The 16,122-nt window shown below is 44.3% G+C and carries 15 protein-coding genes and 3 pseudogenes; 10 read left to right on the forward strand and 8 right to left on the reverse strand.

What is annotated here, in order from left to right; all coding sequences use genetic code 11:
- Positions 1 to 2: 2 nt before the first annotated feature.
- Positions 3 to 2,318, reverse strand: a complete 2,316-nt coding sequence (nasB, locus tag AC07VD_RS17230; RefSeq protein WP_494721872.1) for an assimilatory nitrate reductase electron transfer subunit NasB — start codon at positions 2,316 to 2,318, stop codon at positions 3 to 5.
- Positions 2,319 to 2,497: 179 nt separating this feature from the next.
- Between nasB and AC07VD_RS17235 the strand changes: the two genes are divergently transcribed.
- The 5 genes and pseudogenes from AC07VD_RS17235 to zinU all read left to right on the forward strand — a co-directional run bounded on the left by AC07VD_RS17235 (position 2,498) and on the right by zinU (position 6,817).
- Entirely contained in the window at positions 2,498 to 3,703 is a 1,206-nt protein-coding gene (locus tag AC07VD_RS17235; RefSeq protein WP_003246358.1) for an MFS transporter, read from the forward strand.
- A gap of 116 nt (positions 3,704 to 3,819) precedes the next feature.
- On the forward strand, positions 3,820 to 4,734 hold the full coding sequence (gene folE2 / locus AC07VD_RS17240) for a GTP cyclohydrolase FolE2 (protein WP_086343436.1): 915 nt from the start codon (positions 3,820 to 3,822) through the stop codon (positions 4,732 to 4,734).
- Positions 4,731 to 5,315: a L,D-transpeptidase gene (locus tag AC07VD_RS17245; protein WP_086343437.1), complete on the forward strand. Its 585-nt coding sequence runs from the start codon at positions 4,731 to 4,733 to the stop codon at positions 5,313 to 5,315. The genes folE2 and AC07VD_RS17245 overlap by 4 nt, the downstream gene beginning before the upstream one ends.
- 95 nt (positions 5,316 to 5,410) lie before the next feature.
- Positions 5,411 to 5,596: pseudogene (locus tag AC07VD_RS17250) on the forward strand (hypothetical protein).
- Between the two features lie 27 nt (positions 5,597 to 5,623).
- Positions 5,624 to 6,817, forward strand: coding sequence for a zinc metallochaperone ZinU (gene zinU, locus AC07VD_RS17255; RefSeq protein WP_024572175.1), 1,194 nt, complete (start codon positions 5,624 to 5,626; stop codon positions 6,815 to 6,817).
- A gap of 48 nt (positions 6,818 to 6,865) precedes the next feature.
- Here the strand turns inward: zinU and AC07VD_RS17260 are convergent, their stop codons facing one another.
- Together AC07VD_RS17260 and AC07VD_RS17265 are read right to left on the reverse strand one after the other, a co-directional pair.
- A complete protein-coding gene (locus AC07VD_RS17260; protein WP_024572176.1) occupies positions 6,866 to 7,546 on the reverse strand; it encodes an amino acid ABC transporter permease in 681 nt (226 codons plus the stop codon).
- A 9-nt stretch (positions 7,547 to 7,555) separates the two neighbouring features.
- Complete coding sequence (locus AC07VD_RS17265) at positions 7,556 to 8,419, reverse strand: transporter substrate-binding domain-containing protein (RefSeq protein ID WP_494721873.1); 864 nt, start codon at positions 8,417 to 8,419, stop codon at positions 7,556 to 7,558.
- 160 nt (positions 8,420 to 8,579) lie between these two features.
- Between AC07VD_RS17265 and AC07VD_RS17270 the strand changes: the two are divergent.
- The 4 genes and pseudogenes from AC07VD_RS17270 to bglC all read left to right on the forward strand — a co-directional run bounded on the left by AC07VD_RS17270 (position 8,580) and on the right by bglC (position 11,248).
- Positions 8,580 to 8,776 (forward strand): annotated as a pseudogene (locus AC07VD_RS17270) (hypothetical protein).
- A gap of 18 nt (positions 8,777 to 8,794) precedes the next feature.
- Positions 8,795 to 9,248 (forward strand): annotated as a pseudogene (locus AC07VD_RS17275) (RDD family protein).
- An 81-nt stretch (positions 9,249 to 9,329) separates the two neighbouring features.
- On the forward strand, positions 9,330 to 9,662 hold the full coding sequence (locus AC07VD_RS17280; protein ID WP_494721874.1) for a YckD family protein: 333 nt from the start codon (positions 9,330 to 9,332) through the stop codon (positions 9,660 to 9,662).
- A 152-nt stretch (positions 9,663 to 9,814) separates the two neighbouring features.
- Complete coding sequence (gene bglC / locus AC07VD_RS17285; protein ID WP_494721875.1) at positions 9,815 to 11,248, forward strand: 6-phospho-beta-glucosidase; 1,434 nt, start codon at positions 9,815 to 9,817, stop codon at positions 11,246 to 11,248.
- A gap of 36 nt (positions 11,249 to 11,284) precedes the next feature.
- Here the strand turns inward: bglC and nin are convergent, their stop codons facing one another.
- From nin to hxlA, 5 genes are all read right to left on the reverse strand, one after another.
- Positions 11,285 to 11,683, reverse strand: a complete 399-nt coding sequence (gene nin, locus AC07VD_RS17290; RefSeq protein ID WP_015252845.1) for a DNA-entry nuclease inhibitor — start codon at positions 11,681 to 11,683, stop codon at positions 11,285 to 11,287.
- A gap of 26 nt (positions 11,684 to 11,709) precedes the next feature.
- The gene (gene nucA / locus AC07VD_RS17295; protein ID WP_124060108.1) at positions 11,710 to 12,159 is read right to left on the reverse strand and encodes a DNA-entry nuclease; all 450 of its coding nucleotides are present in this window, start codon (positions 12,157 to 12,159) and stop codon (positions 11,710 to 11,712) included.
- A 167-nt stretch (positions 12,160 to 12,326) separates the two neighbouring features.
- The gene (gene tlpC / locus AC07VD_RS17300) at positions 12,327 to 14,048 is read right to left on the reverse strand and encodes a methyl-accepting chemotaxis protein TlpC (protein ID WP_494721876.1); all 1,722 of its coding nucleotides are present in this window, start codon (positions 14,046 to 14,048) and stop codon (positions 12,327 to 12,329) included.
- Between the two features lie 110 nt (positions 14,049 to 14,158).
- Complete coding sequence (gene hxlB / locus AC07VD_RS17305) at positions 14,159 to 14,716, reverse strand: 6-phospho-3-hexuloisomerase (protein ID WP_338732238.1); 558 nt, start codon at positions 14,714 to 14,716, stop codon at positions 14,159 to 14,161.
- 5 nt (positions 14,717 to 14,721) lie between these two features.
- Positions 14,722 to 15,354 (reverse strand): 3-hexulose-6-phosphate synthase, encoded by a 633-nt coding sequence (gene hxlA, locus AC07VD_RS17310; protein ID WP_003234604.1) that lies wholly within the window; start codon positions 15,352 to 15,354, stop codon positions 14,722 to 14,724.
- A 231-nt stretch (positions 15,355 to 15,585) separates the two neighbouring features.
- Between hxlA and hxlR the strand changes: the two genes are divergently transcribed.
- Positions 15,586 to 15,948 carry a transcriptional activator HxlR gene (hxlR, locus tag AC07VD_RS17315; RefSeq protein WP_003246265.1) on the forward strand — a complete coding sequence of 121 codons (363 nt, stop codon included), beginning with the start codon at positions 15,586 to 15,588 and terminating at the stop codon, positions 15,946 to 15,948.
- Positions 15,949 to 16,122: the final 174 nt, after the last annotated feature.

Genomic DNA, 16,122 nt, shown 5'->3' on the forward strand with positions numbered 1-16,122 from the left:
CCTCATCCTTTCTTATATGCGCCCGTCTCTACAGTCGGGTTTTGAATCAGTGACAGATCTGTTTGGAGGCTTTCCAGAAGCTGTGCCCTTAGGTCTTCTTCGAATAGCACTTCTCTGATATGAACGATCCCGAGACGGTCTATCCACTGATGAACAGCTTCTAAGTAATGAGCCGTTTCCCGATAATACTGGATCAGTCCTTTGATCATGCCGGCAGTGCTGTCTTTGTTCTCAGTCACGCAAAACAGAGCTCCTGAACGGGCATGAGTTCCCCGGACGCCGCCGATGTGAATGTCCCAGCCAGCTTGTGTCCGAATTGCGCCGACATCTTGCAGGGCGGCATCGGTGCAGTCAGTTTCACATGATAAGCTGATAGAAATGGGAGCGGGTAAGGGAAGCGTCTCAAGTTGTCTTTCGATTTGGGCTGCCAGCTGCTGAATCGATCGATTTTGCCCGCATGTACATGCTTTGATGGTTTGCAGCGTGTGTCGGTGTTCATTAGTGTAAACGGGCATTTTCAGGTCTTTTTTCATGTTCGGGAGATCCGCAGGCTTGATCCCGGAAAGCTTCAGCCTTTGGCCGTGAGTGATGGATACGTCGGAAATGCTGTATGCCTCAATGATGTTAGCGATGGTTCTTAGCTGATCCGCGTTTGTCCGCCCCCCGTACATTTGCGGAATCAGGATGCATGTCTCTTCAGTGGCTGGCTCAGGCTGTACAAACCCGGGGTACAGCATTTCCAGATAGTATTGAATCGCAGGAACACAAGTACTGCATCCTTTTTTTGTTTTCCAGTCAAGCTGGTTCATCACTTCTGCCGGATTAGTGAATGGCCTGCGCTGAAGCTCAGCGATGATGTCGTCTTCTGTAAAATCAGTACAGCCGCAAAACGAAAGTGTGCCGGCGGGCTTCGTATATTCGCTGTTGGTCATGTACCTCAAAAGGTCTTCAACGAGCGGTTTGCATCCTCCGCAGGACCCAGAGGCTTTGGTGCAGTGCTTGACTTCCTCAACAGTTGTTAAGCTTTTCGTGTTCACCGCATCTTCAATCGCGCCTTTCGTCACTGTGTTGCATTGGCAAATCGTTTCACTGGAAGGCATGGATTCAAATAAAGTGCTGCTTGTCTCCGGTTCGATGATCTGCTTTTTGACAATGGAGATGTCTCGTTGTTTAAGCAGGCTGTCGAGAAGCCGCTGCTTGTCACGGGTGTCTCCGAATAAAATAACGCCGGCCAGTTTGTCATCTACAAAAAGCGCTTTTTTATAAACGCCTGCTTGTTCGTCGTAGATTTTGATGCTCGTCGTGCGTTCATCCTCTTGGATCTTTCCTGCTGACCACACATCGATTCCAGCTATTTTTAACGCCGCAGATGGTGCTGAGCCTTGATATTCCTCACATGGAACGCCGCAAATATGACTGGCGAGAACTTTTCCCTGCTCATAAAGCGGAGCCACCAATCCGTACACCGTTCCGTTATGCTCAGCGCATTCACCAACGGCGTAGATATTCGGTTCGCTTGTCTGCATGAAGTCATTCACGATGATCCCGCGGTTCACTTTGATTCCAGCAGATACAGCCAATTCAATATTCGGTTTGACGCCGGCCGCCATCACAATCAAGTCTGCTTTTAATGAAGAGCCATCTTTAAAATGGATTCGGTCTGCTTTCGTGGTGCCGGAAATGGAGACGGTGTCTTTCTCCAAAAGAAAGGTTAGGCCTTTTTGTTCCAGCTCTGTTTGCAGCAGCCGCGCCGCTGTTTGATCGAGCTGTTTTTGCATAATGCCGGCGGAGTGGTGAATGACGCTGACATCCATACCGAGATGCTGTAAACCGACTGCAGCTTCCAGTCCTAATAAGCCGGCTCCGATTACCGCAGCCTTTTGAAAGTGCTGGGCCATCCTCATCAGCGCTTGGCAGTCTTCTATTGTCCGAAATCCATAGACACCTTTTTTGTCTGCCCCGGGGATAGGGAGAATATGAGGGGAGGAGCCTGTTGCCACTATTAATTTGTCATACGACAGAGTGCGTTTCCGATCTGTGATGACCTGCTGCTGATCTGTATCAATTTGAATAACCGTTTCGCCTGTGTAAAGCGTGATCCCGTGCTTGTCGTACCAATCCTTGCTGTTCAGTGTAATATCATCGAGTGACGCTTCACCCTGCAATACAGAGGATAAGAGAATGCGATTGTAATTGGGATGCGGCTCGCTTCCGAAAATGACAATCTCAAACATGTGGCGATTCAGCTTTAATACTTCTTCAATACAGCGGATTCCGGCCATGCCGTTTCCCGCTAACACCAATCTTTGTTTCTTCATGTATCAGACCTCCTTTGGCGAAGCTCGTAAGTTTTCTCCTATTAAAAATTATGTCACAATGCACTGTTAACGCATTAAACGTGTCACAAAAACTTACACATGTCTTTTCCAGAAAATAATGGTCCTATATCCTTGATTCAGAAAATGTAAAATAATGAGGGGCTAGAAAGGGGAATCTTATGAAGCTGTCGGAACTGAAAACTAGCGGTCATCCACTCACTTTGCTCTGTTCCTTTTTATACTTTGATGTCAGTTTTATGATATGGGTTATGCTTGGGGCGCTGGGTGTTTATATTTCTCAGGATTTTGGCCTGTCTCCTTTTGAGAAAGGGCTTGTCGTAGCTGTGCCGATTTTATCTGGATCAGTGTTTCGTATCATTCTTGGTATTTTAACGGACAGAATCGGACCGAAAAAAACGGCAGTGATCGGGATGCTGGTGACGATGATTCCGCTGCTTTGGGGGACATTCGGCGGCCGTTCCCTGACTGAGCTGTATGCCATCGGGATTCTGCTTGGCGTGGCGGGGGCAAGCTTTGCTGTAGCGCTGCCTATGGCCAGCCGATGGTATCCGCCTCATTTGCAGGGGCTTGCGATGGGGATTGCCGGAGCGGGGAACAGCGGCACGTTGTTTGCAACCCTGTTTGGCCCTCGTCTGGCAGAGCAGTTCGGCTGGCACATTGTCATGGGAATTGCGCTAATTCCATTATTGATCGTCTTTATTCTTTTTGTATCCATGGCAAAGGATTCTCCTGCACAGCCGTCTCCCCAGCCGCTCAAAAGCTATCTGCATGTGTTCGGGCAAAAGGAAACATGGTTTTTCTGCCTGCTGTACAGCGTCACATTTGGCGGATTTGTCGGGCTCTCAAGCTTTTTATCTATTTTCTTTGTTGATCAATACCAGCTGTCAAAAATTCATGCGGGGGACTTCGTTACATTATGTGTGGCGGCGGGGAGCTTTTTCCGGCCTGTCGGGGGCTTGATTTCGGATCGTGTCGGCGGCACGAAAGTTCTTTCTGTACTGTTTGTCATCGTGGCACTGTGTATGGCCGGAGTCAGCAGCCTGCCATCTCTCTCAATGGTTATTGTTCTATTGTTTGTCGGAATGATGGGGCTCGGAATGGGTAACGGTGCAGTATTCCAGCTCGTGCCGCAGCGTTTTCGCAAAGAAATTGGCATGGTGACGGGAATTGTCGGTGCGGCCGGAGGAATCGGTGGGTTTTTCCTGCCGAACATCTTAGGATCTCTTAAACAGATGACAGGCACATATGCTATCGGTTTTATCACGTTTTCCTGTATCGCCCTACTGGCATTTGCACTTGTGCTTGCCGCAGGCTATTACTGGAGAAAAAGCTGGAGCGCGGAAAGCAGCCCGGCGGATGTTTAGGGTTTTGACGGACACGCGTTTGTGCGTGTCTTTTTTATTTTCTCTTGATTTTCAACAGTGAACCGATCAAAATAAATAGTAATTATTACGATTTGTTAGCGAGAGGAGTTTTCTGAATGAATCAACATACGCTGCTCCCGAAAAAAACGGAGCGTCTTCAATACTTTGGATCGGTCAGTCCGATCAAAGGCGAGAAACCAGTGGAAAAAGAGAAAATGAAGGACCTGCAAAATATCAGGAAGGATTATTTTTTTGACATTCAGCATGTAGGTGTAGCTAATGTGTCCCATCCAGTCACAATCACTTCTGCCATGATGCCTGCCGAGCAAACAACGGCTGCGAACTTTACAATGACTTGTAATTTGCCGAGAAATCAGAAGGGGATTAACATGAGCCGGTTAACAGAGCTGCTGCAAGTCTATCATCAAAATGGCTGGGTTCTCTCATTTTCCTCTCTTCAGCAATTTACGAAAGAGCTTGCAGAAAACATGGACATATCATCTGCCACAGTTGAAGTGAGGTTTCCGTGGTTTTTCGAACGGAAAAGCCCGAAGCTTGAGAAAGCGGGTTTGATGCATGCTGATATATTCATGTCTGTCACCTATCGCAAAGATCAGCCGTTTAAACAGCGTGCCGGCATCTCAGCAAAAGTAACGACTCTGTGCCCTTGCTCCAAGGAAATCAGCGAATACAGTGCCCATAATCAGAGGGGAACGGTCAGCATTTGGGCGGATATTCACCCGGCCGCATCGCTGCCAAGTGATGTTAAAGCTGATTTGCTTCACGCCGCAGAATCAAATGCTTCTGCGAGACTGCATCCGGTATTGAAGCGGCCTGATGAAAAAGCCGTGACAGAAACGGCCTATGAAAACCCGAGATTTGTTGAGGATCTCGTCCGGCTGATTGCTGCTGATTTGTTTGAGCTTGAATGGGTGTCAGCCTTTGAGATTGAATGCCGAAATGAAGAATCGATCCATCTCCACGATGCCTATGCGAAGCTGTGTTTTTCGAAGGAAGTGGATAGAATATGAAACTCTCATTATTCATTGTTGCAGTTCTTATGCCAGCCAGCCTGCTGTCAGCCTGCTCCGATCATGCAGAAGAACACGCAAGTATCAATACAAAGAAAACGGTCGAAAACATAACGGACGTTCGAAAAACAGCAAAAACAAGCATTGATTGGACGAAGCCTTCGGGCGGAGAATACCCGGATATTAAACAGAAGCATGTCTGGATTGATGTGAATGTGAAGGAGCAGAAGGCTTACATCAAGGAAGGAAGCAACACTATCTATACAATGATGATCTCTTCTGGTCTTGATCAAACAAAAGATGATGCTACGCCAAAGGGCACCTTTTATGTAGAGCCTGAACGGGGAGAATGGTTTTTCTCCGAAGGATACCAGGAAGGCGCAGAATACTGGGTATCATGGAAAAACCACGGCGAATTTCTATTTCATAGTGTGCCAATGACAAAGGATCAAAAAGTCATCAAAACGGAAGCAGAAAAACTAGGAACGAAAGCATCTCACGGTTGTATCAGGCTGATCATTCCAGATGCAAAATGGATATATGAAAATATCCCTGAACATACAAAAGTGGTGATCAGCTGAATTGAAAACCGTTGACAAAAAGGAAAAAAGACCATACAATTTAAATCGTAACAATTACGTTTTATGATAAATGGCTTATCATTGTCTGTGCATCTGTGAAAAGCGGAAAGGCATCGATTAAGGATCTTGCTGTCGGCAAGGGCAGGGATTTGCGATGGGGAAAAGGATTAAACGCGGTTGGAGCCTTTACTGATTTATAAATCGGGCGGCAGCGAGAAATGAGCGCGAAAAGCTGCTCTACACCATTGTACATATGGCAAAGTATACAATTTAAATCGTAATCATTCTATTTTAATGGAGGCATTATTATGAAAAAAATTCCGGTTACCGTACTGAGCGGTTATCTCGGTGCGGGAAAAACAACATTGCTGAACAGCATTCTGCAAAATCGCGAAGGCTTGAAAATAGCGGTTATCGTAAACGATATGAGCGAGGTGAACATTGACGCGGGCTTGGTTAAGCAGGAAGGGGGCCTTTCCAGAACAGATGAAAAGCTTGTGGAAATGTCAAACGGCTGCATTTGCTGCACGCTTCGCGAAGACTTATTAATTGAAGTTGAGAAGCTGGCAAAAGACGGACGGTTTGATTATATCGTCATCGAATCGACAGGAATCAGTGAACCGATCCCGGTGGCCCAGACTTTCTCTTATATCGATGAAGAAATGGGAATCGATCTTACAAAATTCTGTCAGCTGGATACGATGGTGACAGTGGTTGATGCCAACCGTTTTTGGCATGATTATCAGTCAGGCGAAAGCCTTCTGGACCGCAAAGAAGCATTGGGGGAAGAGGATGAAAGAGAAATCGCCGACCTCTTGATCGATCAAATTGAGTTTTGCGATGTACTGATCTTAAATAAATGTGATTTGGTCAGCGAGCAAGAGCTCGAACAGCTTGAAAAAGTTCTTCGTAAACTGCAGCCAAGAGCCAAGTTCATTCGTTCCGTCAAAGGAAATGTAAAACCGCAGGAGATTTTGCATACAGGGTTATTTAACTTCGAGGAAGCGAGCGGATCGGCGGGCTGGATTCAAGAGCTGACGGCAGGCCATGCGGAACACACCCCGGAAACAGAAGAATACGGTATCTCTTCATTTGTATATAAGAGACGTTTGCCGTTTCATTCTACACGGTTTTATCAATGGATAGATCAAATGCCAAAGAACGTGGTTCGTGCCAAAGGAATCGTCTGGTGCGCATCTCATAACAACCTCGCTTTGCTGATGTCGCAAGCAGGTCCGTCGGTTACGATTGAGCCTGTATCTTATTGGGTGGCGGCGCTGCCGAAGCTTGAGCAGGAGCAAGTCAAACAGCAGGAGCCGGAAATCCTGGAGGAGTGGGACCCGGAGTTCGGCGACCGCCTAACGCAGCTAGTTTTTATCGGAACTGACCTGGATGAAGAAACGATCACGAAAGAGCTTGATCAATGCCTGTTGACTGAGTATGAATTTGATTCCGACTGGTCGCTGTTTGAGGACCCGTTTAAATGGAAGCTGAATCAATAGAAAAAAAGCCGTCCCATGGGGAACGGCTTTTTTTAATGAAACGTTTGTTTAAACATAATGAGCGTATTTTTTCTCAAGGATATTCTGAAAGACCGCGGCAATGGAGCAGATGGCCCAATAAATGAGAGCGGTCAGAATATACATGGTCATATAATCAAACTCTCTGCCCCCGATGATTTTCGCATGCTGGAGCAATTCCGGCACTGTAATCATCGCAGCGAGAGATGACGCCTTGATTAAGTCGAGCAATACATTGGCAAGCGGAGGCAGCGCAATACGTATCGATTGCGGCAAAATGATGCCCCTCATCGTCTGCCAATAGGAAAGACCCAGCGAGGATGCGGCTTCCCACTGTCCTTTTTCGACGGATGAAATGGCTGAACGGTTAATTTCCGCAATGTAGGCGGCGCTGTTAAGGCTAAAACCGATTAAAGCAGCCGTGACAGCGGAAAATTGAATGCCGATATAAGGAAACCCGAAATAAAGGATAAACAAAATCACTAAAATCGGAACGCCCCGCATAAATGAGATATAGAGCTTCGCCGGCCATCTTAACAAAGCAAGCTTAGACATTCTGGCGAGTGATATGAACAGGCCGATCACAGTTCCTGCAAACATGCTTACAAAAGAGATGAGCAGTGTATACCCAATGCCTTTTATGACATAAGGGAACGATTCAATGGCCAGCTTCGTGTTGAAAATATATTCCCATTGAATGCTATTGATCATGGCGTCCGATTACAAATCAACGTCCTGAACGTCGGCATCAATTTTTTTTGATACATCTGCTTTATTGAAGAATTGTTTCGACAGTTTAGTCAAAGAGCCATCCTTGCTCATCTCTTTCAATGCTTCGTTCATCTTTTTCTGAAGTGCCTCATTGCTTTTTTTCATGACAAGGGCCTGTTTGTTCGGCATGTACTTGATGTCAGGATGAATTGTAATGTTGAGATCCGGGAATGCCGCGAGCGCAAGTGTCTGCAGGTAATAGTCGTTTAAAATGACGTCAGTGCGTCCGTTGGCAACATCTTTTAAATATTGCTCATTCGTCGCATTATCATAAATCACTTCTTTGGCGTCGTATTTTCTCGCGACCTCCATGTAGACGGTTGTAGCCGCGCCAGCCGCTTTCTTCCCTTTTAAATCCTTAAGCGTTTTAATCCCTGATAAATTGTCTTTTCGGACAATTGCCGTACCGTATGAATATTTATATGGAGTAGAAAATGCGAACTTCTTCTCGCGGTCCTTCGTCACATCGATGTCATTCGCGGCTGCGTCAACCTGTCCGCTGTTCACCGCTGTCAGCATCCCGTCAATGCCCATCTCCTTGAACTCAACCTTCAGTCCCAGGCGTTTTGCCGCTTCACGAACGACTTCAACCTCGTAGCCCGTCAGCTTATCGGAGCCAGAGTCGGTATCATGATAAGAAGTGGGATAAAGCGTACCTGATGTAGCGACTACGATTTTCCCTTTGTCCTTGATTTGCTCCCAGCCTGTATCCTTGGAATCGGCTTCATTTTTGCCGGAACAGGCTGCCAATATAAGAAAGAAAGCCATTGTGAAACTGAATATAACGGCTTTGGATTGCTTGAATGATTTCACCTATATTTCCCCCAATCTGTTAATCAACTAAAAAGATAGCATTGAACATAAGGGGTTGCAATATGTTGATCGCGTTTTCAAAAAGTTCGAATTGTGTATACAAAAGGCATAGTGGGTGTTTAATAGCGGCTATGAAGGGAATTGGTGATGAACAAAGGAGTTGTCCAAGGATGAATGCCCGACGTACCAAGGAAACACATGTGGACGTGAAGGATGCAGTAGATCCGTTATTCCTCTATGCCAATACCGTAAGAAATGGTCAGAAGCATGAAATCGATCTTCAGAATAAATTTAAGTCTTGCTGATGCCCCTAAGACATATGATATATCCGATGAGAAAGAAAATGGAAACATTTAAACCATAATGGGGAGTCAAATGAATATTTACAAACCAGCCGGATTTTGGATCAGACTTGGAGCTGCATTGTTAGACTATATTATAGTCTCCGTGCCGCTTTTGCTGATCTATTGGCTGATTACAGGAAAAGACCCAAACGACAGCATGTTCATCAGTTTGGTTGTTCTGCTGTATTCTATTTTGCTGCCGGTGTTTTGGCGCGGTTATCTTATCGGAAAAAGGATCTGCGGAATCAGAATCGTAAAAAAAGACGGATCACAGGTCAGTCTGTTAACAATGTTTTTACGGGTTATTGTAGCCGGCCTGGTTTACGTTATAACCTTCGGACTCGGCTTGATCGCCAGCTTGATTCTGATTGCCGTACGAGAAGACAAACGGACCCTGCATGATTTAATCGCGGGAACATATGTCACTTATGCGACCAGGTGAAGAAGAACTTAATGCTGACGAAGAGATTAGAAAGAGCGAATAATGGTTCGCTCTTTTTATTTTTATGCATAAAAAATACAAGGCAGCAAAACATATGAAAAATAGGATTGGAGGAATAAACTGGATGAAACGAATAACCATCAACATTATCACAATGTTCATTGCAGCGGCTGTCATTTCTCTGACCGGTACAGCTGAGGCCGCTGAAAAACAGCAGCAGTCTCCCGCAAATGTTACACTGACAGATCAGCAAAAGAAAGAGATTGAACAACTGGAAGCAGAGATTCTTAAAAAGCGCAAAGACATGATCTCAAAGTATGTACAATACGGTATCCTGCCTAAAGAAAGAGGAGAACACATCAAAAATCACTTGGACAAACACTTTGAAATGATGAAACAAAACGGCTTTGTTCCAAAGCACCATCCTCATCCGCATAAATTTGAAAAAAGACATTAAGATGGAAAGCATCCAATGGGAATTGGGTGCTTTTGCGTTATTTACAGGTAGGCAATATTAGCTGAGCTGTTCCGCGACTAACATCGAGTTGATATGAAACGCGTTTCATAGCCTATGATAGGTTTATCAATAATTCAGGAGTGATAAACACTATGATCCACCAGCATCCAGAATCTTTTCCGAAACATTTTTTGTGGGGCTCTGCTTCTGCAGCGTACCAGATTGAAGGCGCTTGGAATGAAGATGGCAAAGGCCCTTCTGTTTGGGATGTGTTTACGAAAATACCGGGCAAAACGTTTAAAGGAACCAATGGCGAGATTGCGGTTGACCATTATCACCGATTTAAAGAAGATGTCGCTCTGATGGCTGAGATGGGGTTAAAAGCATATCGATTTTCCGTCAGCTGGCCACGGGTTTTTCCAAAAGGAAAAGGAGAGATCAATGAAGCAGGTCTAGCGTTTTACGATAGTCTGATTGATGAATTGCTTTCTCATCACATCGAGCCGGTTCTGACTATATATCACTGGGATTTGCCTCAAGCGCTTATGGACGAATACGGCGGGTTTGAATCCAGAAACATCATAGAGGATTTTAATCACTACTGTATTACTCTTTATAAACGTTTTGGAGACAGGGTGAAATATTGGGTTACGTTAAACGAACAGAACTACAATTTTAATCACGGATTTATTACAGCCATGCATCCGCCTGGAGTGAAAGACAGAAAACGATTTTACGAAGCAAATCATATTGCGTTTCTGGCTAATGCAAAAGCCATCGAATCATTTAGAGAATATGTGCCTGAAGGCAAAATAGGTCCTAGCTTTGCTTATTCTCCGGCTTACCCTTTATCAAGCCATCCAGAGGATATACTGGCATTTGAAAACGCCGAAGAATTTATGAACAATTGGTGGCTTGACATGTATTGCTGGGGAACCTACCCGCAAATTCCATTCCGCTACTTGGAAAAACAGGGATGGGCGCCGACAATCGAAGCAGGAGATATGGAGCTGCTTGCCAAAGGGAAGCCTGATTTTGTAGGTGTCAATTATTATCAGACGATCACCTATGAACGAAATCCGCTTGATGGTGTGTCTGAAGGGAAAATGAATACGACAGGCCAAAAGGGAACCAATCAGGAGACGGGGATACCCGGAGTGTTCAAAACGAAAAAAAATCCGTATCTGACAACGAGCAACTGGGATTGGACAATTGACCCAATTGGGCTGCGTATCGGTCTTCGCCGAATTACAAGCCGCTATCAGCTTCCAGTGTTTATAACAGAGAACGGTTTGGGTGAATTTGATAAAGTTGAGGACGGCACTGTACAGGATGATTATCGAATTGATTATTTGCGTTCGCATCTTGAGCAATGCAGACAAGCCATCAGTGACGGTGTCGATTTAATCGGCTATTGCAGCTGGTCGTTTACTGATCTGTTAAGCTGGCTGAACGGCTACCAAAAAAGATACGGATTTGTATATGTCAATCGTGATGAAGAAAGCACATACGATTTAAAACGCTTGAAGAAAAAAAGCTTTTATTGGTATCAAGATGTCATCAAGACAAACGGAGAAAGTTTATAAAGAGTCCCTGAGAGTTATTCTCTCAGGGGTTTTTCATTACACAGAAACAGCATCAATAATATAAGTGTCGGCGTGCAAATCTGACATTTCAGCCGGCACAGTCCAGCATGTCAATTGATAGTCTCCTTTAGGCAGATCAAAGGACAGTCTTTTAGACATGATGCTTTCAATATGAATTCCGTTTTCTGTGACATGAAAAGGAACAGTCACTTTTGTTTCGTAGGAGTTTACTGTTTCTGAACTGTTCAGGCGCAAAAGAATAAAGGCCTTTGTATTTCGCTGTGCCTCAAAGGAAATGGCTCCGTCTGCCGCAGCATATCCTTTTTCAATCGCTTCGTCAGTCCAATCCATTACAGGAGGTGTAGAATCCTTTTGAAATACAGTAAATTGATGATATGAAATCGAAAGTTCTTGCGGCTTCCATGATTTGATCAATGTGCTGTTCCTCCTCTATGTACTGTTTACTGAATTGTGAATAAAACCTTTGTGCCGTCTGGGTAATCGGTAAGCTGATGCCCGACCCAAGAGCCTGCTCCGCGGTTGTCAGCGGGAGAAATGTATTCTACAGAAGCTCCCTCACCGCCTTCTTTGCACATGGCCATTGGCCATTCATCTCTGTCATACCCCTTTTTGGAAGGTACGTCCTTTAATGATTGCTCGCGGCGTTCCTCAGCTCCGTCTCTGTCGATAGTGCACACCTCTGAGTGCCCCTCATTTATCGCATCCTTAATATGCTTGGCCGTTTCGGGATAACGGTCAGAAGGGAAGGAGATTGTTTCATCATATTCTTTCGTTTGAGACGTTTTTTGATCAGCTGAGAAAAAGTCTCCTTTTATCAGGCCGACAGCTGCAGCTGCTATTATGACGATGACGAGAAGTATCGTTTTTATGATGTCCGTCGTGATGTTCACCTCCCGCTTTTAAAACTGACACAAGAGTAATCCAGAAAGCATTTGGTGTAAAGGTTTAAATTTTATGTTTTACGCTCAGTTTATTGCAGAAATCGTAATTTTAGCAGATCGAAATATTTGTTTTCAGCAAAATACGATTGCCAATTTACAATAATGATAGTAAGTCATCAGCCGTTTTCGGCTTGATTAATCATTTTAAATTGGCTTATGATACCGGTAAGCTCCTCAGCTAATTGAGACAGCGTTTCAGAAGCTGCGGTAATCTCCTCCATTGCAGCAAATTGCTCCTCTGTTAATGCAGCCGCTTGCCGGGTATTTTTAGTAGATTCTTTAATGTCGGCCGTATTGGCTGCAAAGGAATCATTTATTTGATGTGCACTGGCTGAAATGTTTGTTACAGATGCTGATAAATCACTAATCTCGGCACTGATTTCACCTGTTGCAGCTGCAATTTCCTTAAATGCATCTCTGGTGCGCTGGATCATGGTGACTCCTTCTGCAGCTTCTGTTTTCACATGCTCAACAGATCTTGCAGACCGGTTCATATCCTTTTGTATTTCTATGATCAGTTTTGAAATCTGCCCCGCAGACTGTTGAGACTCTTCTGCTAATTTCCGTACTTCATCAGCAACAACAGCAAAGCCTTTTCCTTGTTCACCGGCTCTGGCAGCTTCAATTGCTGCATTCAGCGCAAGCAGGTTTGTCTGATCGGCAATTTGGGTGATGACCGATAAAATTTGCTCAATTTGTTTAGAGCGGCCGTCTAACTGGTGTATGATTTCTCCGCTTTTCTGAATTGACTGGTGAATCGCATCCATTTGCGCCTGTACATTTGCAATTTCCTTTTGCCCAATGTCTGCTTTTGATTGCGCGAGCTGCCCTTTGTCAGCGATAGCGGCAGTATTTGCAGAAATATCCCGGATGTCTGCTGAAGCTTGTTTTAATGAGCTTTCACTGTTTTCAATTCGGGTGATCTGATCTTGGGCTCCATTTGCAATCTGCTGTACAGCTTCTGTGATCTTTTCTGAAGCTTGATTTGTTTCCTCTGCTCCGGCTGAGAGCTGCTGAGAGGCTGACGCAAGCTGAAGGGCTGATTGTTGTACGGTTTGTATGGTATCGTTCAGCTTCATTCTCATCTTATTATAATAGACGCTTAGTTCTGATAGCTCGTCACCGGTTTTGTCTGACACCTCTATTGTCATATCTCCGTTTCCGGCACTTTCAAAGGCGCTTTTTAAAGCGTTCAGCCGCTTGTTGATTTTTCTGGTGAAAACCAAGACAAGGATGACTGATACCATAATGACGATAACAAGAACGGTAGCGAATTGAGTGAAAAGTGATTGTGTAAGTGATGCTAAAATACTTTGATTAGCTCCGGTATACAGCATGCCGATGATGTTCCCATTTTGATCTTTTAACGGCATGTATGCAGTCTGATAAGAAGAACCTGCTACATCTGCTTGTCCGTAAAAACGCTTTCCTTTCTTTAAAACAGCGGCAATAACTTCAGAAGAAGCCTGGGTGCCGACAGCTCTTTCGCCATTCTTCATGACATTGGTTGCAACACGAGTATCGCCTTGGAAAATGGTAATGGTATCACCTGTTTTTTCGCCAAGCAGATCAACGATATCTTCATTTCCATTGATTTGTGTTTGCCCTTTATAGAGCTTATTGTTTTTCACCTGCCAGTCGCCTGTCATGACATCATCAATATAAGCGCTGCTTAAAGCGAGATCACCTTTCGCTTTTTCAGTTGCCATTTGTTTCATGCTTTCTGTAATTTCCTTAAGCATCACAGTGCCAACTGATGCGGAAAACAAAAGAATCACCACGAAAACCAGGCAAAGAATTTTAGTTCCTAGCTTCATCTCAAGTCGTTTTATCAACATAATTCCTCCCTTTATGATTTGTAGGTCATATTACTTATCGGGTTTTTGGGTTTAAAGTTTTATTTTAGAAAAAATAAAACCGGCCTGATCTTCAGGCCGGTTGTGTGATGCTATTCAAGGTTTGCGTGGTGAGTGAACATAGTTTCAGAATCGAGTCCTTTTTTCTCCATGAGTTTTAAAATCACTGCATCATAGAATAGCAGCAAAGTTTGTTCAAATAATGATCCCATTGGCTGAATGGTTTTATAGCTTCCGTTTGACTGGTCTTTAGGAGAACCAGGCATTCTGATGATGAGGTCCGCTTGTTTTCCGATGCTTGATTCCGGATTGATGGTTAAAGCGGCAACAATTCCGTGTAAGCTTTTTGCTTTTGCTGCGGTATGAATCAAGCTTTTTGTCTCGCCTGATCCTGAGCCGATAATAACTAGATCTCCTTTGGCGAGCGGCGGAGTGAGAATCTCACCTACAATATGGGCGTTGAAGCCCATGTGCATCAATCTCATCGCGAAGGATTTTGTCATCAGGCCAGACCGCCCCGCACCCGCGGTGAAAATTTGGTGGGATGAAAGAATGTGATCGGCAAGCTGGTCAGCCTCTTCATTAGAAATATAAGCTGCTGAACGGTGTAACTCATTGAGAATTTCCGCTACGTATTCAGTCGTTTTCATCGGAGTTATCCTTGGACAATCAGCTGCTTCATTTTTGAAGCTGTTTCCGCCTTATCAGCTGCGCTTGTAATTCCGCCCCCAACAATGACAAGGTCAGGGTTTTGCTTGATCACTTCTGGCAGTGTATCAAGTTTGATGCCGCCCGCGATTGCGGTTTTTGCGTTTTTTACGGTATTTTTGATTGTCGTTAATTCTTCGAAAGAGTTTTTGCCCTCTGCTTGAAGATCATAGCCAGTGTGGACGCAGATGTAGTCAACGCCTAGTGCGTCAATTTCTTTCGCACGGGATTCGATATCTTTCACGTTAATCATGTCCACTAAGATTTTCTTCTTTTGTTTTTTGGCTTCTTCTACTGCGCCTTTAATCGTTGCATCGTCTGTAGCCCCTAAAACGGTGATGATGTCAGCGCCTGCTTCCGACGCTTTCATAATTTCGTAGCCTCCGGCATCCATGATTTTCAGGTCTGCAAGAACCTTCAATTGAGGAAATGCTTCTTTTATTTCTTTAACGGCTCTTAGGCCTTCATTAATGACGACCGGTGTTCCGATTTCAACTACGTCGATGTATTGTTCTACCTCTTTGACGAGCTCAATGGCTTCCGGGATGTTGACGAGGTCTAATGCAAGCTGTAATTCCATTGTTGATCCACTCCCTTTTTCGAATTATTTTTCATTCTATAGGTTCTCTTATTTGATGAGAAGTAGGCACTTTGAAGTCAACAAGTTACTTGGAGGATACTGTGAGGAGAGACAATCAGATTTCTTTCGCTTGATTTTATGAGTGAGTATAATGAAAAAAGAGTCTGCAAAAAAGTAAGTAAGTGATGATACGTATCTAACATACAAAAAGGTTACTAAGGGGGGATTCAATTGAGCCGGATGGACGACAAAAGGTTTAATTGTGAGAAGGAATTAACGCTTGCAGTGATTGGTGGTAAATGGAAGATGCTCATTTTATGGCATTTAGGAAAAGAAGGCACAAAACGGTTCAATGAATTAAAAACATTGATTCCTGATATTACGCAGAAGATCCTCGTGAATCAGCTGAGAGAGCTTGAGCAGGATATGATTGTTCACAGGGAAGTGTATCCGGTTGTCCCGCCGAAGGTTGAGTATTCTCTGACCCCGCATGGAGAAAGCCTCATGCCTATTCTTGAAGCCATGTATGAGTGGGGGAAAGGCTATATGGAATTGATTGATATCGACAAAAATGTCATGAAAGAATCGTTGTAAGACGCTCTTCGCAAGGGTGTCTTTTTTTTGCCTTTTTTCGGTTTTTGCGCGGTACACATAGTCATGTAAAGATTGTAAATTGCATTCAGCAATAAAAAAAAATTGAAAGCAGCAGTTTGGTTTAAAAATTTTTATTTTTCTGTAAATAATGTTTAGTGGAAATGATTGCGGCAT

This window comes from Bacillus sp. GW821-FHT01G09, assembly GCF_059422205.1.